Source organism: Caenispirillum salinarum AK4 (assembly GCF_000315795.1).
Lineage (GTDB): Bacteria > Pseudomonadota > Alphaproteobacteria > Rhodospirillales > Rhodospirillaceae > Caenispirillum > Caenispirillum salinarum.
Genome location: NZ_ANHY01000047.1, coordinates 1 through 5,300, shown reverse-complemented (window position 1 = coordinate 5,300; position 5,300 = coordinate 1). Strand labels below are relative to the sequence as shown.

Here is a 5,300-nt window from a genome sequence, read left to right as displayed (position 1 = left end):
CCGGGCCGGCGGCCGCGCCCGGCCCCTCGCCCAGGCTGAGGCGCCCGGCGCGCGCAGGCTCGGCCGCCGGCAGCGCGTCCTCCGGCGTCTTGGTCTGGTTGAGCTTTTCGCCCGCCTTCGGGGCTTCGCCCAGGGTGAGCCGCATGGGTCCTCGACCTTCCGGTGCTCGTCAAAGGCCCGGCCGGCGCCGCCGCCGCCTCAGAAGGCGATGGGGCGCGGGTCCGGGGTGAACTTGTTGTACAACTCGCGGTCGGCCGGGCTGATGCTGTCGCGGCCGTTGACGATGGTGGCGCGCAGGAAGATCACCAGCTCGATGACCTCGGTGTCCTCGATCTTCTGCTTGAAGGGAGCCCCGACAACCGGCACGTCCTTCACGCCGGGAATGCCGGAGTCGTTGTTCTCCGACCGCTCCTGCATCAGGCCGCCCATGATCAGCACGTCGCCGGACTGCATGGTGACCAGGCTGTCCAGCTCGCGCACCTCGACGACGGGGATGGGGGACTGGACGTTGGTGTTGCCGATGTCGGCGGCGAACAGCGCCACGGCCGGGTCGTTCACCGTCCGCACGATGCGCGAGATGGTGGGGCGCAGGTTGAGGGAAATCTCCTCGGTGTCGCGGTTGATGGACGGCTGGACGTTGAGGATCACGCCGACGGGCACCGTGTGGACGTCGGAGTCGTAGGTGATGACGTCGGGGCCGTCCTCGTTGACCTCGCGGTCGATCTCGATGGTGAAGTACACCTCGTTCTCGGCGACCTTGAGGATGGCATTATGGTTGTTCAGCACCGTCAGGCGCGGGCTGGACAGGGTGCGCGTGGTGCCGAACTCGTCCACCATCTGCAGCACGGCATTCAGCGCAGCCCCGCCGATGCCGAAGTTGGTGCTGGCCAGCAGCGTCGGCGTGGTCACGCCGGCCGGCAGGACATTGTTGCTGAAGTTGCCCTGGACGGCGAAGTCGTTGCTGCCTTGCGCGACAAGGCCCCAGTCGATGCCGGCGCGGAACTGTTCGTCCAGGTTGACCTCGACGATCTTGGCTTCGATCAGCACCTGCGCGCCGACGTTGGACCGCACCTGCTCAAGGTAGTCCTTGATATCCTCGTGCTGGCGCTCGGTGGTGTAGACCGAGACGACGCCCGCCTGCCTGTTGATGGTGAAGTAGTGGCCGGTTTCCTCGTCCTCCTCGGTGCCGGCCTCGCCCGCTTCGGCCTCCGTCGCGGTGGGAACGGGGGGCGGCGTGGCGGTTCCGGGATCGGCGGTGGAGATGCCGGCGGCGGCGGCGGTCGCCTGCTCCTGCACCGCCGTGGTGCCGGGAGCGCCGCCCTCGTCCACCTCGGCCACGCCCTCGGCGCCGGCGCCCGCCTCGGGAGTCGGGGCCGGAGCGGCGGCCGCGGCCGGCGCAGGCGCGGCTGCGGCGGCGGCATCGGTGACGCCGACGCCGGGTCCGGGCGTGCCGGCGGTGCGCGGTTCGGGCAGGTCCTGCTCGATGATGGCCGTGATGTTCTCGGTGATCTCGCCCCAGAAATCGGCTTCGGCCTCGCTCTCGACCTGCGTCGTCGAGGCATTGGCGCCGCCGCCGCCGTCGCCCACCACCGAGAAGACGTCGGTGGACGAGGCAATGGAGGTGGAGGTGCGGCGCGCAACGTCCAGGACATCGACGCGATAGGTCTGCAGGTAGGGGTCGTCCTGCTCCACCCGCAGCCGGTTGTCCTCCAGGCTGTAGCGCAGGCCGGCCAGGTCGGTGATGCGCTCGATCACGTCGGCGAGCGGCCGGTCGCGCGCCGTGATGATGACGCCGCCCTCGATTCGCGGGTCCAGTTCCAGGTCGATGTCGGCCTGCCGGGCGATTTCGATCAGCAGGTCCTTGACCGGCGTCACCTCGGTCGCCTGCAGGGTCACCCGGCGCGTGTCCGCCAGCAGCGGCGGCTGCGGCGCCGCCAGGACCGGCGCCAGGTCGGGAATGGGAGGTTCGGCCATGGCGGGCGCCTCGGCGGCCGGACGGCGGGACTTGAGCGCCTCGTAGTCTTCCTTGGTCAGGCCGCCGGCCTCGTCGTGGGCACCGCCGCAGGCGGCCAGCGCCAGGCACAGGCCCAGGCCGGCCCAGCGGCGCGGATGCCGCAGGCCGCCGCGCGGCGATCGGGCGATGTAACCAGCCATCGGGAACTCCCTCATCCACTCTCTCTGTCGCCGGCGTGGGCGCCGGGCCTTGTTTCGTTCATTCATTCCGGCGTCGTCACAAGTCCACATAGGCCAGCGTGCTGCCGGGCATGAGCACGCAGACGAACAGCGCGCCGATCAGCGCCGGGCCGAAGGGGAACTCCTGCCCGCGCCCGCTCGCCCGCCAGACCAGCCCGGTGACGATGCCGGCGATGCCGGCGATCAGCGGGAAGGCGGCCCACTGCTCGGGCTGGAGCAGCAGCCCGGCGATCGCCAGGAACTTCACGTCGCCGCGTCCCAGGCCCTCGCGTCCGGTGACCAGCTTGAACCCGTACAGCAGCGCCAGCCCCACCAGATAGCCCGCCCCGGCCCCGATCAGCGCCGGCCAGGGGGTGTCGTCCAGCAGCCAGCGGTAGGCCAGGGCGAAGGGCGCGACGGCCAGGTGCAGGACGTCGGGCAGGATGCCGGTCTCCAGGTCCACCACGGCGGCCGTCAGCAGCAGCGTCGCCACCACCATCAGCAGCGCTGCCGGCAGCCATCCCTGTTCCGCCCAGGCAATGACCACGAAGATGGCGGCCGACGTCAGCTCCATGAGCGGGTAGCGGGTCGAGATCCCGGCGCCGCAGTGGCGGCAGCGCCCGCGCGCCAGGACCCAGCTCAGCACCGGCACCAGGTCGCGGACCCCGAGTGGATGACCGCAGGCCGTGCAGGCCGAGCGGGCCGCGGCCACGGGCAGGGACCGGGGCAGGCGGTAGGACAGGGCGCTGGCGAAGGAGCCGGCCACGAGCCCCAGCAGCGCCGCGATGACCAGTTCCGTCACTCCCATGTCCAGCGGCCGTCCTCCGTCATGCGGGCCACGGAGTTCTCACCGGCGTCGCTGGTCGCCAGGCGGGTGATGTCCGCGGGCGGCGCGGGTCCGGGGGCGCCGGCCGGTTCCGCCGGCGCAGGATCGGCGGGCGGCACCGGCTTGGCGAGGGGGCGCGGGCTGGTGGCGGGTAGACGCTCCGGCGCGTCCGCCGCGGTGCCGGGCGACGGTGCTGCCGCCGGCGCGGCGGCCGTTTCGGGCGCCTGCGGTTGTGGTTGTGGTTGTGGCGCGGCGGGGCGGGCTCCGGTCTCGGCTTCGGCGGCGACCGCGTCCAGCACCTCGGCCGGGGCGGCATGGGCCTGCGGCGGCACCGACGCGGGGGCGACGGGCGGCACGGCCGGCTCGACGGGAGCGGGCGCGGACACGGCTGTCGGCGGCGCGGCGGCGGGCGCGGCCGTTCCGGCGCTTGGCGTCGTCCCTGTGGCCGTCGCCGTCACCGTCGCCGCGGCGGCGGGCGCCGTTGTTTCGGCGGCGGAACTGTCCGTCGCGGCGGGCTGGTCCTGCGCCGTCAGGTCCTGCATCAGGGTCCAGGCGCGGGCCGGCAGGTCGGGGTTGAGGGCCAGGATGACGACCAGCGCCGCGGCCTCCAGCCCCACCGTGCCCCACAGCAGGCGCCGCAGCCACGGCCGCTTGCCGCCGGGCGCGGTCACGGGGACGGCGCGGCAGATGCTGCGGCTGTCGGCCATGGCCTGGGCGACGTGCTCCTCGGTGGCGGGCATGGCGCCGGCGCCGTAGGCGATGAGCAGCGCCTTGTCGGCCAGAATGTTGACGACCCGGGGCACGCCGCCGCTGGCCCGCGCCAGCAGGTCCAGCGCCGCCGGCGTGAACGCCGGGAAGGCGACGCCCGGGACCCGGACGCAGTGCAGGCGGTGCTGCACGTAGGCGCCCACCTCGGCCTCGCTGAGCGGCTGGGTCTGGAAGGCGAAGACGATGCGCTGGTTGATCTGGCGCAGGTCCGGGCGCTCCAGCAGGGCGTCCAGCTCCGGCTGGCCGAACAGCACGATCTGCAGAAGCTTGGCCTGCTCCGTCTCCAGGTTGGACAGCAGCCGGATCGTCTCCAGCCCCTCCGCCCCCAGGGCCTGGGCCTCGTCGACCACCACCACGCAGGTGCGGCCGTCGGCGTGGGCGTCCAGCAGGAAGGCGTTGAGGCGGTGCATCAGCTCCGCCCGGTTGCCCTTGGCGTCCAGGCCGTATTCCATGCACAGGGCGGCCAGCAGCCACTCGCCGTCGGCCTGGGGCGCGTTCAGATAGGCGACGCCGCCGGCGGTGCGGGGATCGTCCATCAGGCCGCGCAGCAGCAGGCGGCACAGCATGGTCTTGCCGGTGCCGACGTCGCCCGACACCTTGAGAATGCCGCCGCGTTCCCGCGCCGCATATTGCAGCGACTGCAGGATGTGGCTGTTGTTCGCCGTCGGGAAATACTGCTCGGTGTTCGGCGTCAGGCCGAAGGGCTGAGCGGTCAGGGCGAAATGGGCCAGGTAGGGCATGGGTCAGAGCCTCGCGCGCAGATAGCGCAGACGATCACGGATGGCCTGCGCCCGCAAGCCTGCGGGCGCCCCGCCGCCGTCGATCAGGCGCAGCACACGGTCATAGCTGCGGGCGGCGTCGCCGGCGCGGCCGGCGCGGTCGGCCACCACGGCCATATTGTAATGGTAGAGCGCATTCTCCGGCGACAGGACGATGGCCCGGCGCAGCGCGCCCATGGCCTCGCCGACGCGGCCCTGGCGGGCCAGCAGCATGCCCAGTTGCGCCGGAATGGGGCTGAAGTCCGGCGCCACGGACTGCAACCGTTCCAGTTCCGCAATGGCCGTGGCCGGATCGGCGTCGCCGATCAGTGCGATCATGTTGGTCAGCGCCTCGCGGTTGTCCGGCTGGCGGGCGAGCACGCGCTCATAGGCGTCGCGGGCCTCGGCGGCCATGCCCAGCTTGTGCAGGGCGGCCGCACGGCCCATGAGGGCGGAGACGTTGTCGGGCTCGCGGTCGAGCACGCTGTCGTAGGCGTTCAGCGCGCCGGCGTAGTTGCCGCGCATGAGGGCGCCGTAGCCGCCCGCCAGAGTGTCGCGGGTTTCCGTCGGCACGCTGCTGACGCTGACGTTGGCGACACGCGGCGCCGGTGCCGGGGCCGACGCGGCGCCTGACCCCGTGTCGATGGTGATGGGCGCGCCGGCGGCAGCGGAGGCGTCGGCGCTGCGCTGCGCCCGCAGGCCCGCCTCGGCGTCCAGGCGGTCGGGGCGCGGCGGCGCGGCGGCCGCCGTGTCGTCCGCGGCCGCCGCGGATGGCG

Annotated in this window: 4 protein-coding genes; all 4 read right to left on the bottom strand. The window is 72.9% G+C overall.

The genetic code is table 11. The features are described from left to right. Positions 1 to 198: 198 nt before the first annotated feature. Positions 199 to 2,154 (bottom strand): pilus (MSHA type) biogenesis protein MshL, encoded by a 1,956-nt coding sequence (locus C882_RS23745; RefSeq protein ID WP_009543002.1) that lies wholly within the window; start codon positions 2,152 to 2,154, stop codon positions 199 to 201. Positions 2,155 to 2,230: 76 nt separating this feature from the next. Continuing rightward, on the bottom strand, positions 2,231 to 2,980 hold the full coding sequence (locus C882_RS22515; RefSeq protein WP_043647322.1) for a prepilin peptidase: 750 nt from the start codon (positions 2,978 to 2,980) through the stop codon (positions 2,231 to 2,233). Further along, positions 2,971 to 4,506: an ExeA family protein gene (locus C882_RS23740; RefSeq protein ID WP_009542999.1), complete on the bottom strand. Its 1,536-nt coding sequence runs from the start codon at positions 4,504 to 4,506 to the stop codon at positions 2,971 to 2,973. The genes C882_RS22515 and C882_RS23740 overlap by 10 nt, the downstream gene beginning before the upstream one ends. A 3-nt stretch (positions 4,507 to 4,509) precedes the next feature. Then, a partial coding sequence (locus tag C882_RS22505; RefSeq protein WP_043647320.1) for a tetratricopeptide repeat protein occupies positions 4,510 to 5,300 on the bottom strand: 791 nt, incomplete at its 5' end.

Coding starts and splice junctions, on each gene's coding strand:
- C882_RS23745 (WP_009543002.1), bottom strand. CDS start 2,154: ATGGCTGGTTACATCGCCCGATCGCCGCGCGGCGGCCTGCGGCATCCG.
- C882_RS22515 (WP_043647322.1), bottom strand. CDS start 2,980: ATGGGAGTGACGGAACTGGTCATCGCGGCGCTGCTGGGGCTCGTGGCC.
- C882_RS23740 (WP_009542999.1), bottom strand. CDS start 4,506: ATGCCCTACCTGGCCCATTTCGCCCTGACCGCTCAGCCCTTCGGCCTG.